The organism is Curvibacter sp. GW821-FHT01G03 (genome assembly GCF_059422285.1).
Genome location: NZ_JBWKWP010000009.1, coordinates 1 through 23,544, shown reverse-complemented (window position 1 = coordinate 23,544; position 23,544 = coordinate 1). Strand labels below are relative to the sequence as shown.

Annotated in this window: 20 protein-coding genes; 6 read left to right on the top strand and 14 right to left on the bottom strand. The window is 68.6% G+C overall.

Annotation, left to right across the window (positions count from 1 at the left end):
* The first annotated feature begins 59 nt into the window (after nt 1-59).
* Together AC07VS_RS14285 and AC07VS_RS14280 are read left to right on the top strand one after the other, a co-directional pair.
* A complete protein-coding gene (locus AC07VS_RS14285) occupies nt 60-989 on the top strand; it encodes a family 2A encapsulin nanocompartment shell protein (protein WP_494751292.1) in 930 nt (309 codons plus the stop codon).
* Nucleotides 964-2,910 (top strand): family 2A encapsulin nanocompartment cargo protein cysteine desulfurase, encoded by a 1,947-nt coding sequence (locus AC07VS_RS14280; protein WP_494751291.1) that lies wholly within the window; start codon nt 964-966, stop codon nt 2,908-2,910. The genes AC07VS_RS14285 and AC07VS_RS14280 overlap by 26 nt, the downstream gene beginning before the upstream one ends.
* Nucleotides 2,911-3,001: 91 nt before the next feature.
* On the opposite strand, the gene AC07VS_RS14275 is transcribed toward AC07VS_RS14280, so the two are convergent.
* From AC07VS_RS14275 to AC07VS_RS14225, 11 genes are all read right to left on the bottom strand, one after another.
* Nucleotides 3,002-4,012: an ABC transporter substrate-binding protein gene (locus AC07VS_RS14275; protein ID WP_494751290.1), complete on the bottom strand. Its 1,011-nt coding sequence runs from the start codon at nt 4,010-4,012 to the stop codon at nt 3,002-3,004.
* Between the two features lie 38 nt (nt 4,013-4,050).
* Nucleotides 4,051-5,034 (bottom strand): D-isomer specific 2-hydroxyacid dehydrogenase family protein, encoded by a 984-nt coding sequence (locus AC07VS_RS14270; RefSeq protein WP_494751289.1) that lies wholly within the window; start codon nt 5,032-5,034, stop codon nt 4,051-4,053.
* Entirely contained in the window at nt 5,034-6,413 is a 1,380-nt protein-coding gene (locus AC07VS_RS14265) for an LLM class flavin-dependent oxidoreductase (RefSeq protein WP_492349887.1), read from the bottom strand. The genes AC07VS_RS14270 and AC07VS_RS14265 overlap by 1 nt, the downstream gene beginning before the upstream one ends.
* Before the next feature lie 123 nt (nt 6,414-6,536).
* Complete coding sequence (locus tag AC07VS_RS14260) at nt 6,537-7,595, bottom strand: CysB family HTH-type transcriptional regulator (protein WP_492349902.1); 1,059 nt, start codon at nt 7,593-7,595, stop codon at nt 6,537-6,539.
* Nucleotides 7,596-7,833: 238 nt separating this feature from the next.
* Nucleotides 7,834-8,982 carry an acyl-CoA dehydrogenase family protein gene (locus AC07VS_RS14255; RefSeq protein WP_494751288.1) on the bottom strand — a complete coding sequence of 383 codons (1,149 nt, stop codon included), beginning with the start codon at nt 8,980-8,982 and terminating at the stop codon, nt 7,834-7,836.
* Nucleotides 8,979-9,794 (bottom strand): class II aldolase/adducin family protein, encoded by an 816-nt coding sequence (locus AC07VS_RS14250; protein ID WP_494657029.1) that lies wholly within the window; start codon nt 9,792-9,794, stop codon nt 8,979-8,981. The genes AC07VS_RS14255 and AC07VS_RS14250 overlap by 4 nt, the downstream gene beginning before the upstream one ends.
* Nucleotides 9,795-9,807: 13 nt before the next feature.
* On the bottom strand, nt 9,808-10,911 hold the full coding sequence (locus AC07VS_RS14245) for an LLM class flavin-dependent oxidoreductase (protein ID WP_494657030.1): 1,104 nt from the start codon (nt 10,909-10,911) through the stop codon (nt 9,808-9,810).
* Nucleotides 10,912-11,040: 129 nt separating this feature from the next.
* The gene (locus AC07VS_RS14240; RefSeq protein WP_494751287.1) at nt 11,041-12,210 is read right to left on the bottom strand and encodes a c-type cytochrome; all 1,170 of its coding nucleotides are present in this window, start codon (nt 12,208-12,210) and stop codon (nt 11,041-11,043) included.
* A 28-nt stretch (nt 12,211-12,238) separates the two neighbouring features.
* A complete protein-coding gene (locus AC07VS_RS14235) occupies nt 12,239-13,042 on the bottom strand; it encodes an ABC transporter ATP-binding protein (protein WP_494751286.1) in 804 nt (267 codons plus the stop codon).
* Nucleotides 13,036-14,061, bottom strand: a complete 1,026-nt coding sequence (locus AC07VS_RS14230) for an ABC transporter permease (RefSeq protein ID WP_492349891.1) — start codon at nt 14,059-14,061, stop codon at nt 13,036-13,038. The genes AC07VS_RS14235 and AC07VS_RS14230 overlap by 7 nt, the downstream gene beginning before the upstream one ends.
* Nucleotides 14,062-14,072: 11 nt before the next feature.
* Nucleotides 14,073-15,101, bottom strand: a complete 1,029-nt coding sequence (locus AC07VS_RS14225; RefSeq protein WP_494751285.1) for an ABC transporter substrate-binding protein — start codon at nt 15,099-15,101, stop codon at nt 14,073-14,075.
* A 222-nt stretch (nt 15,102-15,323) separates the two neighbouring features.
* Between AC07VS_RS14225 and AC07VS_RS14220 the strand changes: the two genes are divergently transcribed.
* Nucleotides 15,324-15,953, top strand: a complete 630-nt coding sequence (locus AC07VS_RS14220) for a cysteine dioxygenase family protein (RefSeq protein WP_492349893.1) — start codon at nt 15,324-15,326, stop codon at nt 15,951-15,953.
* 58 nt (nt 15,954-16,011) lie between these two features.
* A complete protein-coding gene (locus AC07VS_RS14215; protein WP_494751284.1) occupies nt 16,012-17,619 on the top strand; it encodes a rhodanese-related sulfurtransferase in 1,608 nt (535 codons plus the stop codon).
* Nucleotides 17,620-17,677: 58 nt separating this feature from the next.
* On the opposite strand, the gene AC07VS_RS14210 is transcribed toward AC07VS_RS14215, so the two are convergent.
* The 3 genes from AC07VS_RS14210 to AC07VS_RS14200 are packed head-to-tail and all read right to left on the bottom strand — an operon-like array spanning nt 17,678 to nt 21,088.
* Nucleotides 17,678-18,667 (bottom strand): Bug family tripartite tricarboxylate transporter substrate binding protein, encoded by a 990-nt coding sequence (locus AC07VS_RS14210; RefSeq protein WP_494751283.1) that lies wholly within the window; start codon nt 18,665-18,667, stop codon nt 17,678-17,680.
* Nucleotides 18,668-18,714: 47 nt separating this feature from the next.
* Entirely contained in the window at nt 18,715-19,980 is a 1,266-nt protein-coding gene (locus AC07VS_RS14205) for an acyl-CoA dehydrogenase family protein (RefSeq protein ID WP_492349896.1), read from the bottom strand.
* Between the two features lie 40 nt (nt 19,981-20,020).
* A complete protein-coding gene (locus AC07VS_RS14200; RefSeq protein ID WP_494751282.1) occupies nt 20,021-21,088 on the bottom strand; it encodes a phosphotransferase family protein in 1,068 nt (355 codons plus the stop codon).
* A 128-nt stretch (nt 21,089-21,216) separates the two neighbouring features.
* Between AC07VS_RS14200 and AC07VS_RS14195 the strand changes: the two genes are divergently transcribed.
* Both AC07VS_RS14195 and AC07VS_RS14190 read left to right on the top strand, forming a co-directional pair.
* Nucleotides 21,217-21,969, top strand: a complete 753-nt coding sequence (locus AC07VS_RS14195; RefSeq protein ID WP_492349898.1) for a FadR/GntR family transcriptional regulator — start codon at nt 21,217-21,219, stop codon at nt 21,967-21,969.
* 132 nt (nt 21,970-22,101) lie between these two features.
* The gene (locus AC07VS_RS14190; protein WP_494751281.1) at nt 22,102-23,355 is read left to right on the top strand and encodes a GGDEF domain-containing protein; all 1,254 of its coding nucleotides are present in this window, start codon (nt 22,102-22,104) and stop codon (nt 23,353-23,355) included.
* The last annotated feature ends 189 nt before the right edge of the window (nt 23,356-23,544 follow it).

Below are 23,544 nucleotides of genomic sequence, written 5' to 3'. Positions count from 1 at the left end.
GCCCCGCCAGACACTGCCTGCTGACCTTTTTTCTCTTTTCAACCACTGCGGAGTCTTCCATGTCGGAACACCAAAACGCCCAGGCAGCCCTCAGCGACAGCGCTGCACGGCAACTGGCCAATGCCACCAAGACCGCCCCGGTCCTCTCCACCATCAGCCCGCGCTGGCTGACGCACCTGCTGCAATGGGTGCCGGTCGAGGCCGGCATCTACCGCCTCAACAAGGTCAAGAACCCCGAAGACGTGCTGGTGGCCTGCGCCAAGCGCGATGAATCGGAACTGCCGCAGACCTTCGTCGACTACGAAGACGCGCCGCGCGAGTACTTCCTGAACGCGGTCTCCACCGTGCTCGACGTGCATACCCGCGTCAGCGACCTCTACAGCAGCCCGCACGACCAGATCAAGGAGCAGCTGCGCCTGACGATCGAGACGATCAAGGAAAAGCAGGAAAGCGAACTGATCAACAACCCCGACTACGGCCTGCTGGCCAATGTCGCGCCCTCGCAGATCGTCTACCCGCTGACCGGCGCCCCGACGCCTGACGACCTGGACGAGCTGATCACCAAGGTCTGGAAAGAGCCCGCCTTCTTCCTGACCCACCCGCTGGCCATCGCCGCCTTCGGCCGCGAATGCACCCGCCGTGGTGTGCCGCCGCCGACGGTGAGCCTGTTCGGCTCGCAGTTCCTGACCTGGCGCGGCATCCCGCTGATCCCCAGCGACAAGGTCCCGGTGGCCGACGGCAAGACCAAGATCCTGCTGCTGCGCGTGGGCGACAAGCGCCAGGGCGTGGTCGGCGTCTACCAGCCCGGCCTGGCCGGCGAGCAAAGCCCGGGCCTGTCGGTGCGCTTCATGGGCATCAACCGCAGCGCCATCGCCAGCTACCTGATCAGCCTGTACTGCTCGCTGGTGGTGCAGTCGGAAGACGCCCTGGCGGTTCTGGAAGACGTTGAGATCGGCAAGTTCCATGACTACCCTGACACCTACAAGTGAGCTCGCACTGCCGGGCGGCTCGGCGCCGCCGGGCCTGCCTGATGTGGCGACGCTGACGCGCCTGGCCGGCGAGTTCTTCTCGGCCCTGCCCGGTGGGCTGCCCAAGCCCGCGCCGCCGCAGGCCCTGGGGGGCGTGCCGGCGCCGGCGAATGTGCTGCCCGGCGGCAGCTCCACCGGCCCGCTGACGCAAGGCCCCCAATTGCCCGGCACGCTGGCGCCAGGGGCCAATGTGGCGCCCAACAACCCGCAAAGCGTGCTGTCGCTGGGGGCCTCCGCGCCCTCGCTGCAGCCGCATGCGGCCGCGCCCAACGGCCTGCCCGACAGCGCCGTGGTGGCCGCGCCAGCGCTGGACAGCCGCCTGGGCGGCCAGGCGTTGGGCGTGCCCCAGGTGGCTGCGGCGCCGAGTGCCCAGCCCCATTCGACGCCCTCCACGCCGTACTACTTCCTCGGCGAAGCCAGTGGCTACCCGAGCACCGGCCCGGCGGCGGCCGCCCCGCGGGACGACCGCGTGAGCGCCCAGTCCTTCGGCCTGCCCAGGGCCGACGAGCTGCGCGCCCTGCTGAGCAGCAAGGGCCCAGCGGGGTCCCAGGCCACCTCTGCGGCGGGCCCGGGCTCCAGCTACTACTTCGTGCCCAGCGCGGGCGACAGCGTGGCCGGCCCGAGCGCTGCCCTGCCCCACCAGCAGGCCGCACAACGGCCGGTGGGGCTGGACGTGAACGCGGTGCGCCGCGACTTCCCGATCCTGCAGGAGCGCGTCAATGGCAAACAGCTGGTGTGGTTCGACAACGCCGCCACCACGCACAAGCCGCAGTCGGTGATCGACCGCCTGGCCTACTTCTACGCCCACGAGAACTCCAACATCCACCGGGCCGCGCATGAGTTGGCCGCCCGCGCCACCGACGCGTACGAAAGTGCGCGCGAAAAGGTGCGTGCCTTCATCGGCGCCCAGTCGGTGAACGAGGTGATCTTTGTGCGCGGCGCCACCGAGGCCATCAACCTGGTGGCCAAGACCTGGGGCGTGCAGAACGTGGGCGAAGGCGACGAGATCATCGTCTCCCACCTGGAGCACCACGCCAACATCGTGCCCTGGCAACAGCTGGCGGCGCAAAAAGGCGCACGCATCCGCGTGATCCCGGTGGACGACACCGGCCAGGTGTTGCTCGACGAGTACCGCAAGCTGCTCAACCCGCGCACCAAGATCGTGGCCGTGACCCAGGTCTCGAACGCACTGGGCACGGTGGTGCCGGTGCGCGAGATCGTGGCCATGGCCCACGCGGCCGGGGCCCGCGCCCTGGTGGACGGGGCCCAGTCGGTCAGCCACCTGCGCGTCAATGTGCAGGAGATCGGGGCCGATTTCTTTGTGTTCTCCGGGCACAAGATCTTTGGCCCCACCGGCATTGGCGTGGTCTACGGCCGGCGCGAGTTGCTCGACACCATGCCGCCCTGGCAAGGGGGCGGCAACATGATCGCCGACGTGACCTTTGAGCGCACGGTGTTCCAGCCGCCGCCCAACAAGTTCGAGGCTGGCACCGGCAACATCGCTGACGCGGTGGGCCTGGGTGCCGCCCTCGACTATGTGCAGCGCATCGGCCTGGACAACATCGCGCGCTACGAGCACGACCTGCTGGCCTATGCCACCCACCTGCTGGCACCCATCCCCGGGGTGCGCCTGATCGGCACCGCGGCCGACAAGGCCAGCGTGCTGTCCTTTGTGCTCAAGGGCTACACCACCGAAGAGGTGGGCCGGGCCCTGAACGAAGTAGGCATTGCCGTGCGCTCGGGCCACCACTGCGCCCAGCCCATCCTGCGCCGCTTTGGCGTCGAGGCCACGGTGCGGCCCTCGCTGGCGTTCTACAACACCTGTGAAGAGGTGGACCGCTTCATCGCGGTGGTGCGGCGCCTGAGCAGCGGCCGCGGCTGATACCAAGCCGCCCAAGACAAAGCCGACCCGGGCTCACGCCTGGGTCGGCTTTTTTCATGGGGACAGGGGCCAGGGGCCGCAGCCCCGGGCGTCAGACCTTGAACAGCTTGTCGAAGCGGCGGTCCCACAGCGGGGCCACCTCGGCCGGGCCGTCCAGCACGCCCAGCTTCTGGAAGGTGTCGGCCACTTCCTGATGCCCCTTCACCACACTGTCCGACACCGCACGCAGATCGAAATCGGTGCTGCGGTTGTTCCACAGCTCGATCAGGTCGCCCACCGGGATGCGGGTCTCTTCAGAGATCACACGCGCGTACTCCAGGTAGTTCTGGTTGGCCCACAGGTAGGCGCGGCGCAGGCGCAGCAGGTAGTCACTGATGGCGGCCTGGGTGGCAGGCTGGCTGATCGACTTGGGGTTGGCGTAGATGGGGAAGTTGCCCGTCAGGTAGCCCACCCCCGTCTTGAGCACCCGCGCCCCGTACTTGAGGCGGGCGATCTGGCCGTTGTAGCCATAGATGGCCCAGGCATCGAGGTCGCCCCGGTCAAAGGCCGACAGGCCGTCTGCCGGGCTCAGGTTGATGGCCTGGATGTCCGAGAAGCTCAGGCCGGCCTCTGCCAGCTGCTTGCTCAGAAAGTAGTGCGCGGTGGTGGCACGCACATAACCCACCCGCTTGCCCTTGAGGTCGGCGATGCTGCGGATGGCGGTGTCCTTGCGGGCCAGCGTGACCTGGTTGTTCAGGTCTTCGCGCACCACGGCCACAAAGCGCACCTGCGCCTTCTGGCGCGCCGCGAACAGCGCCGGGATCTCGCTGCCCGAGCCCAGGTCCAGCGCGTCGCCGTTCAAGGCTTCGATGTGCAGCACGCCGTTGTTCAGCTCGCGCCATTCGATCTTGTACGGGGTGTCGGTCAGCTTGGCCGCCGTCAGCAGGGCCCGCCAGTTGCCCTTGTAGGTGCCGATGCGCAAGGTCACCTTGGAGAGTTCGGCCGGGTCCACCGCCGGGGCCGGACTGGCGGCCTGGGCCAGGCCGGCTTGCAGCCAGGCGGGTGCGGTGAGGGCGGCACCCAGCAGGTGGCGGCGGGAAAGCGAAGCGTCGATTTTGTTCATGGTTTGGGAGTGGGGAAAAAGAACGGTAAGGCGGGCGCTCAGTAGCCACGCTGGGCATCGACCAGATCAGCCAGGGGCTCACCCTTGAAGTAGCGCTGGAGCTGGTCAATGAACTTGTCGGCCGTGGCGGTCTGCACCTCGCCCGCCGCCCATGAGATGTGCGGCGTCAACCGCACCCCAGGGTGGGTATAGAGCGGGTGGCCGACCGGCAGCGGCTCGGGGTCGGTCACGTCCAGGGTGGCGGCGCCCAGGCGACCGCTGTCCAGGGCCTGCAGCAAGGCCTGCTGATCGACCAGCGCGCCGCGGGCGATGTTCACCAGGTGCAAGCCGGGCCGGGCATGGGCCAGGGCCTCGGCGTTGATCACATGGCGCGACTCGGCCGTGATGGGCAGCGCCAGCACCAGGTGGTCCACCTGGGCCAGCAGTTCGGGCAGCGAGCGGGCCTGGGCCACGCCCGGCTCACCCAGGGGCGCGGCACTGCGGCGCAGCGCCGTGACCTGCATGCCAAAGGCCAGCGCCCGCCGGGCCACGGCCTGGCCGATGGCGCCAAAGCCCAGCAGGCCCAGGTGCTGGCCGGCCAGCAGGCGCAGCGGCTGCGCCTCGGCACGCTCGAACTCGCGCCGCCAGGCCTCGGGGCTTTGGACGCGCCGATCCGCCCAGGGCTGGTTGTGTGCCAGCAGGGCCGACAGCACATAGTCGGCAATCGGGGTGGCGGCCACGCCGCGCGCGCAGCTCACTTGGGGCACCTGCAGCAGCCAGGGCGGAAAAAAGTCCACCCCCACCGAGGCGGTGTGCACCCAGCGCAGCGTGCCCGGCCAGCCGGCCGGGGCCTGCGCTGGCGCCTGGCGCCAGCCGTGGCCGGGCGCGGTCAGCAGCACATCCACCTCGTGGGCCCGGGCCCAGCCGGGGGCCTCGCGGTCGTTGATGACCACCAGGCGCGGGTCGACGGCGGCAATGCGCTCGCCCACCGCCGCGCCCAGCGGGTTCAGCACCACCAGGCGCTCAAGGCTTGGCGCGCCCATCAGGCCACCACCGCCTCGCCGGCCGCTTCGTGCACGGGCTCAGCGACCTTCTGGGCCTGTTCACGCGCCACGGTGTAGCGGTTGGCCGGCACCGGCAGGCCCAGGTGGGCGCGGAAGGTGTCGTGCGGGTAGTCGGTGCGGTAAATGCCGCGCGCCTGCAGGATCGGCACCACCAGCGACACGAAATCCTTCAGCGAGGTGTTGGGCAGGGCTTCGAAGAAATTGAAGCCATCGGCGCCCTCGTTCTCGAACCAGCGCTGGATCTCGTCGGCCACCTGCTCGGCCGTGCCTACAAAAGTGCGCTTGGGCGCCGCATGCCACTGGGCCACCTGGCGCAGCGTCCACCCCCGCTCACGCGCCACCTGCTTGATGCGGTCGCTGGCGGCCTGCTGGCTGTTCTTGCCGATGTCCCCGAGGTCCGGAAAGGGCTGGTCGAGCGGGTAGACCGAAAAGTCGTGGTCATTGAAGGGCCGGGCCAGGGCGGCCAAGGCGTTCTCGATCGGCACCAGCGAGGCGGCGATCTGGTACTTGGCCTCGGCCTCCTCCGCGGTGCGGCCCACGATGGGCCGGATGCCCGGCAGCAGGAAGACCTGGGCCGGGTCACGCCCGGTCGCAGCCACCCGGGCCTTGACGTCGCGGTAGTAGGCCTGGGCGTCTTCCAGCTGGTCGGCATGGAAGAAGATCGCATCGGCGCGCTGGGCTGCGAAGTTCTTGCCATCCTCGGAGGCGCCGGCCTGGAAGATCACCGGCTGGCCCTGGCGCGAACGGGCAATGTTGAGCGGCCCCTCAACCTGGAAGAACTCACCCTGGTGGTCCAGCCGGTGCAGCTTGGCCGAGTCAAAGAACTGGCCGGTGGCCTTGTTGCGCACCAGGGCGTCGTCTTCCCAGCTGTCCCACAGGCCTTGCACCACATCGAGGTGCTCGCTGGCCAGGCGGTAGCGCACGTCGTGCGCATAGTGCTCGGCCTGGCTGTAGTTGCGCGCACTGCCATCGAGCCACGAGGTGACCACGTTCCAGCCAGCACGTCCACCGCTGATGTGGTCCAACGAGGCGAACTGGCGGGCCACGGTGTAGGGCTCGCTGTAGCTGGCCGTGACGGTGGCCACCAGGCCGATCTTGGAGGTGACGGCCGCCAGGGCCGACAGGATGGTCAGCGGCTCGAAGCGGTTCAGGTAGTGCGGGCTGGAGCGCTCGGTGATGTGCACGCTGTCGGCCACGAACAGGAACTCAAAGCGCCCCTGCTCGGCCAGTTGGGCCTGCTCGGCATAGAACTTGAAGTTGACGCTGCCGTCGGCCAGTGCGGCCTCGTGGCGCCAGTCGCCCCAGCCGGCGCCCACGCCATGCAGCACAAAGCCGAATTTGAGTTGTCGTGTTGTCATGAAAAGCCTTTCGGAGAATGAATGCGGGAAGGGTTGCGACACCGTAGGCGCCACGGTGCCCCATGCCAACGAAGATTTGCGGTGATCGATATGTGCCGGGCACACAGGGGCCGCAGCCGTTCTTCAGACCACCAACGCCGGTCGGGTCGCCGGCACCGGCGCTGCGGGCGAGGCGTTGCCCAGCAAGGGCCAGGGCTCGGGCGGGGGTGGCGGTGGTGGCGGCGGCGGTGCCGTGGCAGCCAGGCGGGCGGGCGCCCGGCCTTCGTCGAGGGCCATGCGCACCACGCCGGCCGTCAGGCTGGGGGCAAAGGCCTCGATGAACGACTCTTCGTACGAGCGCAAATAGGTGCCGGCCCGCACGGCGAGCCGGGTCAGGTTGAAGCCGAACAGGTGGCTGGCATCCAGCGCACGCAAGCCCTTGTCGCGCAGCGGGTCGAAGGCCATGCTGGCCACGATGCCCACCCCCATGCCCAGCTCGGCGTAGGTCTTGATGACGTCGGCGTCCATGGCGGTCAGCGCGATCTCGGGCTGCACCTGGTGGTGGGCAAAGGCCTCGTCGATGTGCGAGCGGCCGGTGTAGCCGGTGTCGTAGGTGATCAGCGGAAACTCGGCCAGGCGGCTCAGCGTCACCGGGCCGTCGTGCCGCAGCAGCTCGTGTCCGGGCGGGACCACCAGTGAGTGGCTCCAGCGGTAGCAGGGCAAGGCCACCAGCCCGTCGAACTGGGCCAGCGCCTCGGTGGCAATGCCTACATCGGCCTCACCCGCCAACAGCATGGCAGCCACCTGCTGGGGCGTGCCCTGGTGCAGGTGCAGGCGGATCTCGGGGAAATGCTGCGAGAACTGCTTGACCGCCCTGGGCAAGGCGTATCGGGCCTGCGAGTGCGTGGCCGCCACCGACAGTTGGCCGCTGCGCGGGGCCACGTACTCCTGCCCTGCCTTGCGCAGGTTGTGGCTGTTGAGCAGGATGCGCTCGATGATGGGCAGCACATGGCTGCCGGGCTCGGTCAGCCCGGTCAGGCGCTTGCCGACCCGCACGAAGAGCTCAATGCCGAGTTCGTCCTCCAGTTCACGGATCTGTCGGCTCACGCCAGGTTGCGAGGTGTTCAAGGTCTGGGCCACCTCGGTGAGGTTGAAGCCGCGTCGCACGGCCTCTCGCACCGAACGGAGTTGCTGGAAGTTCATGGCGGATGCGTCCTGGGGGTTGGGTCCCATCGAGCGCTTCGATGGCCTCGACAGTTTCAAGAGGGTCTGAAAAGGACGCGATTCTTCGCCGGTTGCCCGCCGCAGAAAACGAATATTTGGGCAGCACCTTATCCCCAAAACGAGGATGCAAAGGCCCCCTGCCAGCGCCAAAAGCCAGGCCCCTCACGGGGCCCGGCCGGGGCGTTCGCGGGCAGCGCCGAGGCTGCGCCGAAAGGCGTCAAAGGCCCAGCGCGCGGCGGCCCGCCGCGATGTGCACGCTGTCGTCCTGCGGGGTGTGCACCACGCCGCACTGCGCGTCGCGCAGGTGGCGCTCCAGCGGGTTGCGCCGTGCCAGCCCGTGGTTGCTGCTCAGGGCCACCGCCTGTTGCACGGCCTGCAGGGCGTTGTGCGTGGTGACCGACTTGACGATGCCGCTGTCGGCAAAGCTGGGCTCCAGGCCGGCCTCCAGGTCGGTCACCAAACTGTCGATCAGGCGTTGGTTCACGGTGAGCAAGGCTTCGATCTGGCCCAGGTGCTCTTGCGCTCTTGGCAAGGTGGCCAGCGCCGCACCCAGGCTGCTGGGTTGGCGGTCGTGCAAAAAGCCCACCACCCAGTCGCGGGCGGCGCGGGCCACGCCGGTGTACAAGGCGGCAAAAAAGGCGGCCATTTCAGCTTGCATCAACAGGTCGCCCTGGCCCCAGTCGGTCGGGGCTCGCAGCTCCAGCGGTGCGTCCGCGGGCAACAGCACGTCTTCAAACACGATGTCGTGGCTGCCGCTGGCGCGCAGGCCCAGGTGATCCCAGGTGTTCTCGATGCGGGTGCCGGGCAGGTCAGCCGGCACCAGGAAAGCCCCCGTGAGGGGCTGCTCGTCATCGGTGCGGGCCCACACCAGGTACCAGCTGAGGATGGGCGCCCCGGTGGAGTAGATCTTGCGACCCGACAGGCGCCAGCGGCCATCGGGCTGACGCCGGGCGATGGTGGCCGGCAGGCCGCCGCGCGCCGGTGTGCCCAACTCGGGCTCGACACGCAAGGCGTTAGCCAGGCTCACACGCTGCAGCGAATCCTGTACCACCCGGCGCGCCAGGGCTTCGGGCCAGGGCTTGTGGCGCCGGCCCATGCCACGGTGCTGCATGTACTGCATGGTCAGCACCAGGGCCGTGGCCGGGTCGCCGTGCGCCACGGCGCCCACCACATCGGTGAGCTGACCCAGGCTGGCGCCCTGCCCGCCGTAGGCCACCGGCGCGGCCAGGGTCAGCAGGCCGGCCGCGTGCAGATCGTCGAAGTTGCGGAACGGAAAGCTGCCATCCCGGTCATGGGCCGGCGCTCGGACCGCGAATTCGACGGCCAGGGCGCGTGCGGTCTGGCCCCAGTTCAGCGGGGCGTTCACTGCAGCACCTCGGGTTGCTCGCGCACGATGATGTCGTAGAAGCCCTTGAACGAGAACTCGGCGCCGCCCGGGCGGCCGACCTGGCTGTGGGTCAGCAAGGCCACCTCGTGCGGGATCGGCTGCGGCTTGCCGGCGGCCTCGGCCAACAGTTGGGTGTGGCAGGCGTTGTCCAGCGCGATGTACCACCAGGCGGCCGACTCGACCGAGGGGCCGGCCGTCAAAATGCCGTGGTTCTTCAGGATCACGGCCTTGCGCTGGCCCAGGGCCTTGCCGATGCGAAAGCCCTCGTCGGTCTCCAGCACCACACCGCTGAAGGTGTCGAACAGGGCGTGGTCCTGGTAGAAGGCGCAGCCGTCCTGGGTCAGCGGGTCCAGCTCACGGCCCAGGGTCGACCAGGCCTTGCCGTAGGTGGAATGGGTGTGGGCGGCAGCGACGATGTCAGGGCGCGCCTCGTGCAGCGCGGCGTGGATGGCAAAGGCGGCCCGGTTGAGCGGGCCCTGGCCCACCACGATCTCACCTTGCGAGTTCACCAGCAGCAGATCCGACACCTTGATCTGCGAGAAATGCAGGCCCAGGGGGTTGACCCAGAAATGGTCGCTCAGCTCGGGGTCGCGCGCCGTGATGTGGCCGGCCAGGCCGTGGTCGAAGCCAAAGCGGGCGAACAGGCGGAAAGCCACGGCCAGGCGTTCCTTGCGGTGGCGGCGCTCGGCCTCAACCGTCGGACGGGCCGGGGTTTCATCAAACCAGTCCTTGCGTTGCGGGTGGGGGTTGCGCACCAGGGTGAGCGAAGGGGTTTGCAGAACAGCAGACATCGGAGACTTTCTTTCAGGCGGCTTTGAGTTGGGCTTGGGCTGCGGCGGCGGCCTCGCGCTCAGCCACTTTCTGGCGCACCAGGGGCAGCAGTTCACGGCCGTAGTCGATGGCGTCCAGCAAGGGGTCGAAGCCGCGGATCAGGAAAGTGCTGATGCCCAGGTCGTAATACTTGAGCAAGGCGTCGGCCACCTGTTCGGGCGTGCCCACCAGGGCCGTGGTGTTGGAGCGGCCGCCGGTCTCGCGGGCAATCGCCGTCCACAGGCGCTCGTCCACCCGGTCGCCCTGGGCCGCATCGGCCAACAGGCGACGCGCCCCCTCGCTTTGCAAGGGGCCGCCGCGGGCAAAGCCCTGCAGCGAGCGCACGCGGCGCGTGTCTTCCAGAATGCGTTCGGCGCGGGCCCAGGCCTCGTCCTCGGTGCGGCCCAGGATGGGGCGGAACGAGATGCTGAAGCCGATGTCGCGCCCGTGCTGGGCGGCAGAGGCCCGCACGCGGCGCACCAGATCACCGGCCTGGGCCAGCGACTCGCCCCACAGCGCATAGACGCTGGCGTGCTTGCCGGCCACTTGCAGTGCGGCCTCGGAGGCGCCACCGAAATAGATCGGCAGGTGCGGCTGCTGCAGGGGCTTGACCTCGGACCAGCCGCCCTCGATGCGGTAGAAGCGGCCTTCGTGGTTCAGGGGCTTGTCGGCGGTCCAGATCTGGCGCAGCACGCTCAGGTACTCGTCGGTGCGGGCATAGCGGTCGTCGTGGCCCAGGAAGTCGCCGTCGCGGCGCTGGTCTTCGTCCGAGCCGCCGGTGATGTAGTGCACGGCCACGCGGCCGTCGGTGTACTGGTCCAGCGTGGCCAGTTGGCGCGCCGTGACGGTGGGTTGCTGCAGACCCGGGCGGTGCGCCAGCAAGAACTTGATGCGCTGGGTGACCGAGGCCGCGTAGGTGACCGCCAGCAGGTTGTCGGGGCTGGTGGCATGCGCCGGCACCAGGATGCGGTCAAAGCCGGCGTGCTCATGGGCCTGGGCGAACACGCGCACAAAGTCGCGGTCGATCACCGGGCCACGGCGGGGGAAGGTTTCAGAAACTTCGTGCGGCTGGATCATGCCGATGAACTGGACACTCATGGGGGGCTCCTGGGTTGGAAGAACGGTGAAGGGCTTCGCGGATGGCTTCACGATAGGCCGCCCCCGCCCCCGCCACAACGAAGCAAAACGCGTGAGGACATGCGCTTTCGGCATGTCCGCCCCACCAGCTCAGTGCGGGATGCCCCCGCGGCGCGGAGCGACCGGGTCGGCGTCCATGGCGGCCACCAGCGCACCGAGCGGATCGGCCAGGGCTGGCGCTGCCGGGGCTGTGGCCACGGTCTTCTCAGATCGGCACACCAGATCGGCGGCCGACCAGCTCTGGCCCGGCAGGGCCCGGGCACGCAACCAGCCTTGCCGGTCCACCAGCACCTGCTGGCCCTGCAGGCGAGCGACGGGCTGGCCCAACACCAGGGCTAGGGCCTGGCGGAAGTCGGCCGCATCGGCCTCCACGAGGCGGCAATCGGTGCCGGCCTCGGCCAGACCGCTGCCCTGCCCGATGCCCAGCACGCGCGGGTCCAGCACCAGCGGTGTGCCGGGCGAAGCGGCCACCAGCAAGCGCTGCCCTTGCATGCCACGAAGACTGCGTAGCTCGCTTGCGACACCGCAACGCACCCGGGCATCGGGCAGGCGCACCGGCAGCTCCCAACGCCCTTCGCGGGCCAGGGTCTGGCCTGAGGCCTGGGCCTGCAGAAAATCGAGCACGTTCCAGGTGTCGGCCTCACTCAAGGCGTCGGCAAAGCCGGGCATGGTGGTCTGGCCATCGCGGTCTTGCAGGCCGTGGCGCACTCGCCACCACAGCTCCCCCTCCAGGCGCTGCCACAGCAGACTGCCGTTGAGCCGCGGGGGCCACATGGGCAAAGCGGGCGCATCGGGCCCCTCACCGCCGCCATCCGCCGCATGGCAGCGCTGGCAATGCCGCTGGTACACGGTCTGGCCGCGCACGATGGCCTGGGCGCTGAAGCCGCTGTCACTGACATGGAAACTGCTGGGCGTTGCCGGCCCGGCCAACAGGCCGAACACGCCCCAGGGGGCCGCCGCCAGCAAGGCCACCGCAGCGGCCCACGCGGGCCAGCGGGCGCGCCGCCAAAAGACCGCCAGTCCAGTCAAGGGCAATGCGATTGCCAGGGCCGCCGCGCACAGCAACAGGCGGCGCGCCTGCCCAGGCTCAAACACCATCAGTTCGCCATGCAGCCGCTGTGCCCAGGGCCACACCGGCTGCCCGGCCAGGCTGTCGCTCAGGCCCAGGGCAAACCACAGACGGTGCAGGGCATCCTGCACCGCGTACAGGACGCCGAGCACGGTGTTGACCTGCTCGGGCGTGGGGGTCCAGTCGATCACGCGCTCAGCCCGGCCCCAAGCACAGCCCTCACCAGCTCGCGTCCAGGCCCAGGTGGGCCAGGGCCTGGTGGCGCAGTTCGGCCAGGCGTGGGTCACCGCGGTGGCGCGGGTAGGGCAACTCATTGACCAGCTCGGCCACGATGCGCGAGGGCCGGTCGGACAGCACGATCACGCGCTGAGCCAAAAAGAAGGCCTCTTCCACGTCGTGCGTGACCAGCAGGGCCGAGAAGCCCTGGCGCTGCCACAGCGCCAGCAGCTCGGTCTGCATGGTCAGGCGGGTCAGCGAGTCGAGCTTGCCCAGGGGCTCGTCGAGCACCAGCAGGCTGGGGTCGTTGACGATGGCACGCGCCAGCGCCACGCGCTGGGCCATGCCGCCCGAGAGTTGGTGCGGGTAGGCCTTGGCGAAGTCTTGCAGGCCCACCAGCTTGAGCGCGGCCTCGACACGCGGCTGCAGCGCCGCCAGCGTGCCGCGCGCCTGCGGGCCCAGGGCCACGTTGTCGCGCACAGTGCGCCAGGGGAACAGCGTGGGGTCCTGGAACACCACGATGCGCGACGGGTCAGGCCGGGCGACCGGCTCACCATCGTGCAGGATCTGCCCCGCGCTCGGCGGCTCCAGCCCCGCCACCAGACGCAGCAGGGTGGACTTGCCGCAGCCACTGGGACCGAGCAGGGCCACGAATTCACCGGGGCGGATGTGCAGGCTCACGCCATCGACCACCGGCAGCGTACCGGCCGGTCCGTCAAACTGATGGCTGACCTGCTCGATGCGGATGTCCGCACCGTTGGACGCGCCTGCCTGCGGCTGGCGGACGGCATTCGACGAGCTCACCATTGCACCACCCCCTTCTGCCACGACAGCACGCGGTCGCGCACGGTGAACAGCAAGGTGATCACGCCCGAGAACAGCAGGGCCATCACCAACAGCGCCCCATACATATTGGGGTAGCTGGCCCAGCCCTGGGCCCAGGTGAGGTACCAGCCCAGGCCCGATTTGACGCCCAGCATCTCGGCCACCACCAGGGTGGCAAACGCATGGCCCAGGCCCATGAACAGGCCCACAAACACCTGCGGCATGGCCGCCGGAATGGCCACCCGGAACACCAGAAAGGCGTTGGAGGCCCCCAAGGTGCGCGCCACGTCATAGAACTGGCGGTTCACCGTGGCGACGCCCGACCAGGTCAGGATGGCGACCGGAAAGCCCGTGCCCATGGCGATCAGGAACACCGCGGTGGACCAACTGGAGGGGAAGAAATAAAACGAGATCGGCAGCAGCGCGGTGGTCGGGATCGGGCCCAGCACGCGCAGCACCGGGTGAATCCAGTAATGCGCCCGGCGCGACCAGCCCATCAGCACGCCCACCACAAAGCCCACCGCCGCCCCTGAGCCGATGCCCACGCCCAGCAGGATCAGCGAGTTGGCCGCACTGTCACCCAGGCGGCGCCAATCGCTGACGTACACCTCGGCCAGACTTTGCGGCGGCGCAAAGAACGGCGTGGGCAACCAGCCCAGCTTGGCCGTGACCAGCTCCCAGGCCAGAAAACCCAGGCCCAGCACCGTGAGCCAGGGGCCGAAGCCGCGCAGGCGCTGCACCACCGGCGCGGCCAGCGGGCCACCCAGGCTCAGCACGGCCAGCGCGGCCGCCAGCCCCAGGCTGACCCAGCCGAACTCGGCGGTGTAGTTCCAGTCGCTGAAGCCAACCTGCTTGTTCGGCCAGCCCAGGGTGAGCGCGCCCAGGGCCGCCCAGGCCACGGCGGCGGCCAGGCCGGTGGCCCACCAGGCCGAGGGCGCGGCCGCCTCGCGCCGCAGCGGCAGCGCGGCCGAAGCCGGGGGGGAATGCACGGTGCTGTTCATGACACGCCTCCTCAGGACAGCACGTCGGCGTGCACGAACTCAGCAAAGCGCACCGGGTCGGTGCTGGGCTTGAGCACCCCCACCAGCTTGAAGTCGCGTGCAAAGAACTCGATCTCTTTCTTCAGCGCCACGCCGCTGGGGTGGTGCTTGTGGGTCAGCGTGCCCAGCACGGTGCGCAGGTCTTCCACCGACACCTTGGAGTAGGGGCTGTAGATCTTGGCGGCTTCGTTGGGGTTGCTGGCCACGAAGTCGGAGGCCTCGTTGATCGAGCGGGCCAGCGCGGCGGCGGTGGGGCGGTCTTCGCGCGCCAGCTTGCCGCTGACCCCCAGCACGCAGCAGGTCTTGTCGGCGTACTCGCCACTGAGGTTGGTGGCCAGCTCGATCAGGCCCTTGGTCTTGCGCTCGATGATGAACAGGTTCGGGTCGCCGTCGGCGATCGCGTGGGCCTCGCCCTTTTCCACCGCCACGCCCAGCAGGTCGCCCGGGAACTGGCGCCAGGTCACCTCCTTTTCGGGGTCGATGCCGGCCTTGGTGAACAGCACCGAGAAGAAGTTCTTGCCTGGGCTGTTCAGGTCCGACACCGCGATGGTCTTGCCCTTGAGCTTTTGCAGGCTGGTGACGCCGGCCGGGCCATAGCCCACCAGGCGGGTGCAGCCGCCGTGCGAGCTGCTGACCAACTTGACGTCAAAACCCGACTCCAGCGGTTTGATCCAGCGGTGGATCATGCCCACGCCAGCATCGGCCTTGGAGGTGGCGATCGACTCCAGCAGTTGGTCGGTCGAGCCGGTGTAATTGATGAGCTCGACATCCAGCCCGTTTTTCTCGAAGATGCCGCGGGTGATGGCCACGGGCACCGGGGCCAGGCAGACCGCGTTGGCGTTCCAGGCCAGCTTGATCGGGCGGCGCTTGCCGGCGGCCAGCACCTGGCTGGCCCCCACGCCGGCCACGGCCGACAGTCCCAGGGCCCCCACCGAGCGCAACAGGCGCCGGCGCGATGGCACGATGATCGAAGAAGCAGAAGATGGATGAGGTGTGGTCATGAGAGGCTTTCTGTCGAGGCAGGGCGTTCAGGGCGTTGGGGCCGTTGCGGACCACGGCATGCGCCGCAGGCTCCGCTGTTGAGCGCATTTGACAGAAATCATTCGCGCCATGGAAATGAGAAAACCAGCCATGCTTATGAAGAAGTCAGCCAGCACGCTTTGGCGCTTTGCGCTTCAATACAGGCTGCCCCTCAGCCCCAACAGCTGTCCCTCCCAAAGCCCATGAGCCACCAAGACCCCACCCCGCCCCAGCTGCCGCGCCTGCGCGATTTCGTGCAGCAGTTCACCCGCCTGACCGACACCCACCCGGACGAGGCACGCCTGCTGCAAGAAGGCGGCTCGCTGCTGGCGGCCCTGGTGGCCCATGACGACTGGCTGCCCGCCGAGCTGAGCCAACCCCACCCCGAGCACTACCAGCAGTACCTGCTGTACGCCGATGCCCGCGAGAACTTCTCGGTGGTCAGCTTTGTATGGGGGCCGGGCCAGGCCACGCCCATCCACAACCACACGGTATGGGGCCTGATCGGCATGCTGCGCGGCCAGGAACGCTCGCAAGCCTACGCCCGCGATGCCGCCGGCCACTGGCGCCCCACAGGCGAGGCTCACGAGCTGCACCCCGGCGAGGTCGATGCCGTGTCCCCCCGCATTGGCGACGTGCACCGCGTCAGCAATGTGCTGGCCGACCAGGTGTCGATCAGCATCCATGTGTATGGCGCCAACATCGGGGCCGTGAAGCGCTCGGTGTTCCTCGAAGACGGCACCGAAAAGCCCTTTGTGTCGGGCTACAGCAACCGCAGCCTGCCCAATCTGTGGGACCGCTCGGCCGAGGTGCGGGCCAGCCTGGCCGGCTGAACTGCATGGCCCCCTTCCTATTTTTTGAATTCCTGCCCCCCACAAGAAGAGCCCCACCGTGACCATTGCCCTGCCCACAACCCCCTACGCCCAAGTCCGCGAGCACCTGCTGGCCGGGCGCGAGATCGCCCTGCTTGATGTGCGCGAAGAAGACCCGTTTGCCCAGGCCCACCCGCTGTGGGCCGCCAACCTGCCGGTGGGCCGCATCGAGCTGGACGCCTGGACCCGCATTCCGCGCCGCGACACCGTGGTGGTGGTGTTCGATGACGGCGAGGGCCTGGCCGACACGGCCGCACGCCGCCTGCAGGCCCTGGGCTACACCCAGGTGTCGCTGCTGGCCGGCGGCCTGCAGGGCTGGCGTGACGCAGGCGGCGAGCTGTTCCGCGACGTCAACGTGCCCAGCAAATCGTTTGGTGAGCTGGTCGAGGCCAAGCGCCACACCCCCTCACTGCCCGCCGAAGAGGTCAAGGCCCTGATCGAAAGCCAGGCCAATGTGGTGGTGCTCGATGCGCGCCGCTTCGACGAGTACCAGACCATGAGCATCCCCAGCGGGGTGAGCGTGCCCGGGGCCGAGCTGGTGCTGCGCGCCGCGGCCCTGGCCCCCGACCCGGCCACCCACATCGTGGTCAATTGCGCGGGGCGCACACGCAGCATCATCGGCACCCAGTCGCTGGTGAACGCCGGCCTGCCCAACCGCATCACCGCCCTGCGCAACGGCACCATCGGCTGGCTGCTGGCCGGCCAGACGCTGGAACACGGTGCCGCCCGCCGCGCCCCCGAGGTGAGCGCCGAACAACAGGCCCGCGCCGCCGCCCAGGCCCGCGCCGTGGCCGACCGCGCCGGGGTGCGCCGCGCCACGCTGGCCGATCTGCCCGCGTGGGCGGCAGAAACCCAGCGCACCACCTACCGTTTCGATGTGCGCACCCCTGAAGAATTCGCCCGGGGCCACCTGCCGGGCTTCCGCAGCGCCCCGGGGGGGCAACTGGTGCAAGAGACCGACCACCAGGCCCCGGTGCGTGGCGCCCGCATCGTGCTGAGCGACACCGATGGGGTGCGCGCCAACATGAGCGCCTCGTGGCTGGCCCAGATGGGCTGGGAGGTGCACGTGATCGACGCGCTGCCCGCCCAGGCTTTGACCGAGAGCGGGACGGCGCCAACCGCCGTGCCCCCGCCCGAGCAACCGATCCCGCTGACCTCGGTGGCCACGCTGCAGGCCTGGCTCGCCGAAGGGGCCGACACGGTGGTGATCGACTTCACCCCCAGCGCCAACCACGTGAAACGCCACATTCCGGGCGCCTGGTGGGCGCTGCGCTCGCAACTCGCCCAGGGGCTGGCCCAGATCCGCGCTCAGGTGCCTGGCGTGCAACGCCTGGTACTGACCTGCGGCAGTTCGGCCCTGGCCGCCTACGCCGTGGCCGAAACCGCCCGCCTGAGCCCAGGCCTGAGCGTGTCGCTGCTCGATGGCGGCACCCAGGCCTGGATCGAAGCCGGCCTGCCGCTGGAAAGCGGCGAAACCCACCTGGCCGCCCCGCGCATCGACCGCTACCGCCGCCCTTACGAGGGCACCGATGCGCCCCGCGCAGCCATGCAAGGCTACCTGGATTGGGAGTTCGGCCTGGTCGAACAACTGGGCCGCGACGGCACGCATGGCTTCCAGGTGATCTGAGCCGGATCGCGACAGGCGCGCTAACGCCTGGGGCGCGGGCATTCAATCGTTCAATCTTTCAATCGGCTTGAAATCCCGAGGCCTTGATCACCGGTTCCCAGCGTTTGGCCGAGGCGGCACCACGGCTGGCCAGCTCTTCGGGCGACTTGCCCACCGGCAGAAAGCCCATGGTGGCCAGGCGCTCGCGCACATCGGGCAGGGTCAGTACCTTGGCCAGGGCCTGGCTCCAGGCGGTCACCACGGCGGCCGACGTGCGGGCCGGGGCATACAGGCCGTTGAAACCCATGCCCGAAATCGTGGGGTAGCCCTGCTCGGCAAAGGTGGGCACGTCGGGCAACTGGGGCACGCGCTGCTCGGATGACACCGCCAGCACCCGGATCTTGCCGGCGCGGTGGGCCTCGACCAGCGAGCTCATGACATCGATGTCGGCACTGATCTGCCCGCCCATCAGGGCCAACACGGCCGGAGCGCTGCCCTGGAACGGGATGTCTTCCATCTTCACGCCGATGGCCTCGCCCAGCACCATGCCGAAGAAATGGTGCGGCGCGCCCCGTGCCGGAATGCCGTAATTGGCCTGGCCCGGGTTCTTGCGCGCCCAGGCCACGTACTCGGCCAAAGTCTTGGCCGCAGGGGCCGTGCCCACGGCCAAGGCAAAGGGAAACTCCGACACCGTACCGATGGGCTGCAGATCACGCTGCGGGTCATAGCTGAGTTTGCGCAAGGTGTAGGGGTAGAGCGCCACCAGGGCATCGGGCCCGAGCATGACGACACTGCCGTCGGTGGGTGCATTCTTCAGCACCTCCATGGCCAGCCGGCCGCCGGCACCAGGCTTGTTGTCGACCAGCACAGGTCGCTTGAGTTCGTCCTTGAGCTTTTCAGCCAGCACGCGGGCCAGGGCGTCAAACGAGCCGCCAGCCGGAAAGCCGACCAGGATGCGGGCCGCTTGCCCTTCAGGCTGGGCCAGCGCCGGGGCCGCCAGTGCGAGCCCCAGCAGGCCCAGGGCACCGGAGGCCAGCATGCGACGGGTGTAGGAATGGATTTTTTTCATGGTTTGTCTCCTTGCAGATGGGTCGTGAAAGCGAAGTCAGGCAGATCTCAGCAACCGCGCGTGATCGGGGTCTGCACTGGCTTGTGGCGCAGGCCCAGGCGCAGCAGTTCAAGCTTGGCCAGAGCCTGGCGGTGCACCTCGTCGGGGCCGTCGGCCAGGCGCAGGGTGCGCTGGTCGGCATAGGAGAAAGCCAGCGGAAAGTCCTCGCAGACACCGCCACCGCCGTGGGCCTGGATGGACCAGTCGATGACCTTGCAGGCCATGCTGGGGGCCACGATCTTGATCATGGCAATCTCGGCCTGGGCGGCCTTGTTGCCCACCGTGTCCATCATCCAGGCGGCCTTGAGGGTGAGCAGTCGGGCCTGCTCGATCAGGCAGCGTGCCTCGGCGATGCGTTCGTGCCAGACGCCTTGTTCGGCCACGGCACGGCCAAAGGCATGGCGGCTGGCCAAGCGCTGGCACATGAGTTCAAAGGCCCGCTCGGCCGCACCGATGGAGCGCATGCAGTGGTGGATGCGGCCCGGCCCCAGGCGACCCTGGGCGATTTCGAAGCCACGCCCCTCGCCCAGCAACAGGTTGGCCACGGGCACACGCACATCGGTCAGCGAGACCTCCATGTGGCCATGGGGAGCATGATTGAAGCCAAACACCGACAGGGCCCGCTCCACCTTGACGCCAGGGCTGTTGGCCGGCACCAGGATCATGGACTGCTGCTGGTGGCGCGCCGCCTCGGGGTTGCTCTTGCCCATCACGATGAACAGTTCGCAGTGCTGGCTGCCAGCCCCTGTGGACCACCACTTGCGCCCGTTGATCACATAGTCCTCGCCCTCGCGGCGGATCTCGCACTGGATATTGGTGGCGTCTGACGAAGCCACCTCGGGCTCGGTCATCAAAAAGGCCGAGCGGATTTCGCCGCGCAGCAAGGGTTCGAGCCAGCGGTCTTTCTGGGCTTCGGTGGCATAGCGGTCCAGGGTCTCCATGTTGCCGGTGTCAGGCGCCGCGCAGTTGAAGACCTCGCTGGCCCAATGCACCCGGCCCATCACCTCGCACAGCGGCGCATATTCAAAATTCGACAGCCCCTCGGCTGCGCGCGGCGAATGCGGCAGAAACAGATTCCACAGGCCTTGTGCGCGCGCCATCGCCTTGAGGCGCTCGACCGTGGGGCAGTGGCCCCAGCCCTCGCCGGTGAAGTCGCCCTGGGCCGCGGCTTCGCGTGCCACCTGGGCCTCGTTGGGCAGGATGTGCTCGTTCATGAAGGCCTGCAGGCGCTGGCGCAGCGCGGTGGTCTTCTCGGGTTCCTGGAACAGGTTCATGGGATTCTTTCAGGGGAGGGAAGAAAAAGAAGGGAAGGCCTCAGCCGCCCACCAGGCGCCAGCCACGTTCGGCCACGGCCCCGGCCTGGGCCGACACCTCGCGCGCGATGGGACTGGCGGCGGTGCCGTCTTGCACGCGGCGGGCAATGCCCTGCAGGATGGCGCCCAGGCGGAACAGGTTGCAGGCGAGGTAGAAAGGCCAGTCGGCCTGAACTGCGGCGAGGTCGTCGCGGCCCATGCGGTCGAGGTAGCGCGCCACAAAGTCCTGCTCGCTCGGGACGCCCAGCGTCGCCAGATCCAGCCCGGCCAGGCCCTGCAACGGGCCTGGGGGGTGGTGCCAGGCCATGGCGTGGTAGGCCAGATCGCTCAAAGGGTGACCCAGGGTGGACAGCTCCCAGTCCAGCACGGCCAACACCCGCGGTTCGCTGGGATGGAACACCATGTTCTCGATGCGGTAGTCGCCATGCAGCAAGGCCAGCGCCTCGGGGTCATGCGCCGAAGCGGGGATGTGGGCGGGCAGCCATTCGATCAAGCGCTCCATGGCGGGCAGATCGTTCGTCTGGCTGGCCCGGTACTGACGCGTCCAGCGTGCGATCAAGCGCTCAAAGTAGCCTTCGGTACGACCAAAGTCCTGCAGGCCCTGGGCCCGCCAGTCCACCCGGTGCAAGGCCGCGAGCACCCGGTTGGCCTCGTCGTGAATGGCCGCACGCTCCGCCACGCAGAGACCCGGCAGCGAGGCCTCGCGGAATACCCGGCCCGGCACAAAAGCCATCAGGTAGAAGGCGGCACCGATCACCGACTCGTCGGCGCAGAACTGGTGCACCCGGGGCACCGGCACCTCGCTGCCCTGCAAGGCCTGCAAGACCGCGAACTCGCGCTCGATGGCGTGGGCTGAGGGCAGCAGCGCCGCCTGTGGCCCAGGCTTGGCACGCAGCACACGCGGCTCGCCATGTGCAGGCGTCAGCAGCCAGGTGGGGTTGGACTGACCGCCCGCCAGACGACTCAGCTGCAGGCCGGCCGCCGCTGCCGGCCAGTGGGGTGCGAGCCAGGCCTGCAGAGCAGGTCCATCGGGCGACAGCGGGCTTTTGGCATTGTTTTCTGGGGGCATGATCCGTCCTTTTGTCGCATTGTCGGACAATTGGACAATAAGGCCCAATCCGGAGGAAACCCTGAGCGTCACGGCCGGGACAGCGTCCAGCCAGGGCGGTAGCACGGGCTACACTGCGCAACCCCACCGTGATTCGCCTTGTCAAACCCCTGCCCATGGACATCGAAAAGCTGCAGTTCTCACCCGCCTACCGACTGGTTTCGGAGGACCTGAGGCGGCGCATCGTGAGTGGGTCCCTGCAGCAAGGCGATGCCCTGCCTACCGAGACCGAGCTGGCCACGGGCTTCGGTGTGCACCGATCCACCATCCGTGAGGCCCTGCGCCAGCTGGAACAAGACGGCCTGCTGCGGCGCGACGGCAAACGCCTGCTGGCGGCCACGCCCGAGCACAGCGCGCTGTCGCAGGCCGCCGAACGTGCCCTGCGCATGCGGCAGGTGAGTTTTCTCGACGTGTGGCAGGTGGCCTCAGCCCTGGAACCCCTGTGCGCCGCTCTGGCGGCCGCCCAGATCACCGACGATGAGCTGGACGCGCTGGAGGACAACCTGCGCCGCACCCGAGACCTGCTGCAGGCCGGCGGCTCGCCGGTGGAAATCGACATCGAGTTCCAATCCCTCGTGGCGCAGGCCACGCACAACCAGGCGCTGCTGCTGGCCCGCGGCCCGATCAGCCAACTGATGCTGGCGGGCTATGCCGCGATTGCGCCCAAGTTGCCCCAGTCGGGTGCCCGCCTGCTGGAGGTGCACGAGCAGGTGACCGCCGCGCTGCGCCGCCACGATGCCGCCGAGGCCGAGGCCTGGACACGCAAACACCTGCAGGATTACCGCCGCGGCTGCGAGATTGCCGGCCTGGACATGCGCCAGCCCATCCCGCCCGTGGGTTGATCCAGCGCTGAAATATTTTTCTCAATCGTTGCGTGGGGTTTTTGGGCTCTCGCGTCAAAACGGCCCCACGATGGATGCTGTTACAAACATGGACAGACCGGGTCCACACTGACCCATGCATCGGGGGGCCTCTTGAACCTGTTCGCCGGCCTGACGTTGGACACACCCACGCTGGTGTTCTCGATTGGCGCATTGGCGCTGTTCATGGCCGTGTTCGCCTGGAACACGGCCTATGGCCTGCCAGCCGCCGACATGGGCCTGCGCAGTTGGGGGCTGGCCATGCTGTCGCTGTGCGGGGGGTTCATGCTGTTCTTCCTGCGCGGCCATGCCCCGTTGGTCCTGACCTTTGTGCTGGCCAACACGCTGGTGCTGCTCAGCTCGGTGATCTGCGTGGATGCGCACGCGCGCCTGCTCGAACAGCCCACCCCCTGGCGCACCCTGGCGCTGGCCAACCTGCTGGGGGTGCTGGGCACCATGCCGGTGTACCTGGGCTGGCTGCCCCGGGGGGTGGCCATCCTCACGGTGTCGCTGGCTCTGGGCGGCAACTTTGCCATCAGCGCCCAGTTGATCTGGCGCCGCCATCGCAGCACCGGCTCCCGTGCCGGCCTGCTGGCGGCCGGCATTCTGGCCGCCATGGCAACCGGCTCGGCGCTGCGCGGCATTTACAACATCACCGGTGAGCGCGCCAGCCTGCTGATCAGCTCGCAAATGCTGCCCCAGGTGGGGTCGCTGCTGCTGGGGGCCTTGTTCACCGTGGGCAGCTCGCTGGGTTTTCTGGCCATGGTCAATGAACGCCAGCGGCGCGAACTGGAGACCCACTCCCGCCGTGACGGGCTGACCGGACTGCTCAACCGCACCGCCTTTTTCGAGGCCGCGCATGCCTATGTGGCCGGACCGGGTGGCGAGCGCTTCGGCGTGGTGATGATGGACATCGACTGGTTCAAGAAGATCAACGACCGCCATGGCCATGCTGCTGGGGACACCACGCTCACTCAGCTGGGGCGGCTGATCACCCAGCACACCCGACTGACCGACCTGGCCGGACGCTATGGCGGCGAAGAGTTCTGCCTGTTGCTGAAGGATTGCACGCTCGCCGAAGCCCAGCGGGTGGCCCAGCAACTGGTGAATGAGGCCGCCCGCCAGAGCGTGCGCCTGCCCGGCGGCCAAGCCCTGCACTTCACGCTGTCAGCCGGGTACGCACAGCGCCAGGGCCCGCACGAGAGCCTGGAGCAGGTCATCAACCGGGCCGACCACGCCTTGTACGAAGCCAAGCACGCGGGGCGCAACCGGGCCGTGGCGGCCTTGCCCGCCGCCGCCCCCGACTCGGTGCCCGCGGCACCACAAGGCAGCACCGACAACGTCGGCACCGCCTCCCAGGCGGCCTGACGCACGCCTGCCGGGCCCCAGCCCGGACCGGGTTCAGGAGACAAGCCTGTCAGAAAAAACCTGACAAGCACCCGACGCAAAAGAGACAAGCAGCACAGGCAGAGGCCGACTTAATTTTTGATTGGGGGGTATTCACAATCCATTTCAACAGATCGACATTGCTTCATGCCCCCGGGTGAGGCGCCTCAG